This window comes from Mesorhizobium robiniae (assembly GCF_040545535.1).
Taxonomy (GTDB): domain Bacteria; phylum Pseudomonadota; class Alphaproteobacteria; order Rhizobiales; family Rhizobiaceae; genus Mesorhizobium; species Mesorhizobium robiniae.
In genome coordinates, this window is record NZ_JBEPMC010000033.1 from 1 (window position 1) to 2,633 (window position 2,633).

The following is a 2,633-nucleotide window of genomic DNA, read 5'->3' on the forward strand; positions in this document are numbered from 1 at the left end:
GACCCAAGCAACGCAGGATACCCCTGTTGTTGATCGGTTGGTGTCTCATGTCACGGTAGTTGACCGTGGACATGCGCTGTGTGGACAGCGGTTTGAGGTGGCATCACTTCGGTCTGGGCGCGGACCTGCCTTTATTGTCATCCGCCTTCCGGATGGACGGTCACGTAATATCCGCCGGTCAGTGACGGATTTGTCGCCTGTTATCGATGATGATCGTGAACATCGCAGCGTGGCGGGAAAGTTAATATCCGTTCGGACTTTGCTTCCTTTAGTGTATTATGCGCGAATCACCTTTGGTAACTCAATGGCGAGTTGCGATGGTTGCTCATGCTTTGGCGCATCGGATTGCCCTGTCTCTACCGGAGACCAGTGTTCCATTGGCAAGGATCAAGCCAGATACGCCCAGCCTTTGGAACAGTCTCCCACCGGTATCTCAGCATCAAGTCGCGCAGATGCTCGCGACTCTGATGCGCCGGATGCCGCCGAACGGGCCAGCGGCGAGGGAGCGGTTTGATGTTGGCTGTTCCGAGCAGTTCTGACGAGCGGCTCACGGCCGTCCGGCGTTCAAAGTTCGCTTACGTGTATGTGCGCCAATCCTCGATAAACCAGGTGCGCCACCATCAGGAAAGCACCGAACTTCAGTACAGCTTGGTGGACCGCGCCGTCAGATTGGGCTGGCCGCCGGATCGTGTCGTCGTCATCGATGAGGATCTTGGAAAATCGGGAAGCGGCCAAGTCGAGCGTGGCGGCTTCCAACGGCTCATCGCCGAGATCGGGCTCGGCAACGCGGGTCTGGTGGTCAGCCTCGATGCATCTCGATTGGCCCGCAACAACCGGGATTGGCATCAACTCCTCGAGTTGTGTTCATTGTTCGGCGTTATCATCGCCGATGGCGAGCGCCTCTACGATCCCTGCGCCTATCACGACCGGTTACTGTTAGGGCTCTCGGGGATCATGAGTGAAGCGGAGTTGCACCAGATCCGCATCCGCCTGCACCAAGGGGAGCGGCAGAAGGCTGCGCGAGGCGAGCTTCGCATACCGCTGCCAGGTGGCTTGACCTACAACCGCTCCGGCCAAATCGTGTTCAACCCTGATGAAGAGGTTCAGGCTCGGCTGCGTCTGATCTTCGACAAATTTAGAGAGCTTCAGACCGCGCGACGCGTTATGCGTTACCTGCGCACGCACGACCTACGCGTACCGGTGCGGCCGCTTCGCGGGCCGTCGCCCCACGAGTTGGTGTGGCGAGACGCCACCATCGCCCACGTCCATCATATTTTGCACAACCCGGCCTATGCCGGCGCATATGTCTACGGCCGGCGCCGAATAAAATGCGGTCCGCCATGGTCCAGGTTCGCACCGCGCAACCTCGAAGGTGGCCATTGACGACTGGGAGGTTTGCATCAAAGACGCACACCCTGGTTATATTAACTGGGAGGAGTTCATGGCCAATCAGAGACGCCTCGCCGACAACACCAATCGATACGAGGCCGGCCACCGCGGCGCGCCACGCAAGGGCATTGCTTTGCTGCAGGGCTTAGCGGTCTGCGGCCAGTGCGGACGGCGGATGACCGTGCGCTACAGCGGCCCCGACAGTGCATGCCCCGTCTACTGCTGCCTGGCGGACCGCAACCAGACCGGCAGCTCTCTCTGTCAGGAGGTTCGGGCGCCCGCAGTAGATGAACTGGTCGCCCGGACCCTCCTGAAGGCATTGGAACCCGACCAAATCGCCATCGCCATCGCTGCGCTCGACGAGATTGCGGAGGAAACGCGAAGCCTCGAGAAACAATGGGCGCTACGGCGGGAACGTGCGCGGTATGACGCCGAGCGGGCTCGACGACAATACGACACCGTGGAACCGGAAAATCGTCTCGTCGCCAGAACCCTGGAAAAGACGTGGGAAGACAAGCTGCGCTTGGTCGATGAGATCGAGCAGGAATATCGGCGGTGGAGAGACCGAGAGCCCTTGGTATTACAGGCACAGGATCACGCGGCGCTTCAGGAACTCGCCGAGAATTTGCCGGCTATCTGGCACTCAGAAACCACGCAGCCAGAAGACCGCAAACGTATCTTGCGCTTCATCGTGCAGGAGGTCGTTCTCGACCAGAAGAAGATACGCGGCCAGGTCGTCATCAGGATTCTTTGGCAGACCGGCGCAACCAGCGAGCATCAAACCCAACGCCGAGTTCAATCTTACGATCGAGACTATGGCGAACTCGAGCTTGTGCGTGAGCGGATCACGCAACTCAATGCTGCGGGCGATATGGACAGGCAAATCGCGAAAATATTGAATGACGAGGGCATCCGCTCGGCGCGAGGCAAGCTGTTCAGCTATGAGAACATCTGGCTCTTACGCCACCGTTGGGGAATCCCGACAGCCAAGATCAACGGCGTCGCAGCCAATCCGCCGCGCTGGCCTGATGGAACCTACTCTGTACAGGGCGCAGCCGCTGCAATCGGCGTGACGGCTCAGACCATCTTCGACTACCTCGCCCAGGGCCTTGTCCACGGTCGGCAAAGCACGAAAGGCCAGCCCTGGCAGATCAGCCTTTCCAGCGACCAGATCGATCAACTTCAACGCCGGCTGCAACGGACCAGGCGATCAAAGAAAGGTGCATCATGAAGCATTCGCGGAC

The 2,633-nt window shown here is 59.4% G+C and carries 2 protein-coding genes; both read left to right on the top strand.

Features of this window, described 5'->3' with window-relative positions:
* The first annotated feature begins 513 nt into the window (after positions 1–513).
* Positions 514–1,383, top strand: coding sequence for a recombinase family protein (locus ABID19_RS34165; protein ID WP_354494850.1), 870 nt, complete (start codon positions 514–516; stop codon positions 1,381–1,383).
* A 58-nt stretch (positions 1,384–1,441) separates the two neighbouring features.
* The gene (locus ABID19_RS34170; RefSeq protein ID WP_354494851.1) at positions 1,442–2,620 is read left to right on the top strand and encodes a recombinase zinc beta ribbon domain-containing protein; all 1,179 of its coding nucleotides are present in this window, start codon (positions 1,442–1,444) and stop codon (positions 2,618–2,620) included.
* Positions 2,621–2,633: the final 13 nt, after the last annotated feature.

Coding starts and splice junctions, on each gene's coding strand:
- ABID19_RS34170 (WP_354494851.1), top strand. CDS start 1,442: ATGGCCAATCAGAGACGCCTCGCCGACAACACCAATCGATACGAGGCC.
- ABID19_RS34165 (WP_354494850.1), top strand. CDS start 514: ATGTTGGCTGTTCCGAGCAGTTCTGACGAGCGGCTCACGGCCGTCCGG.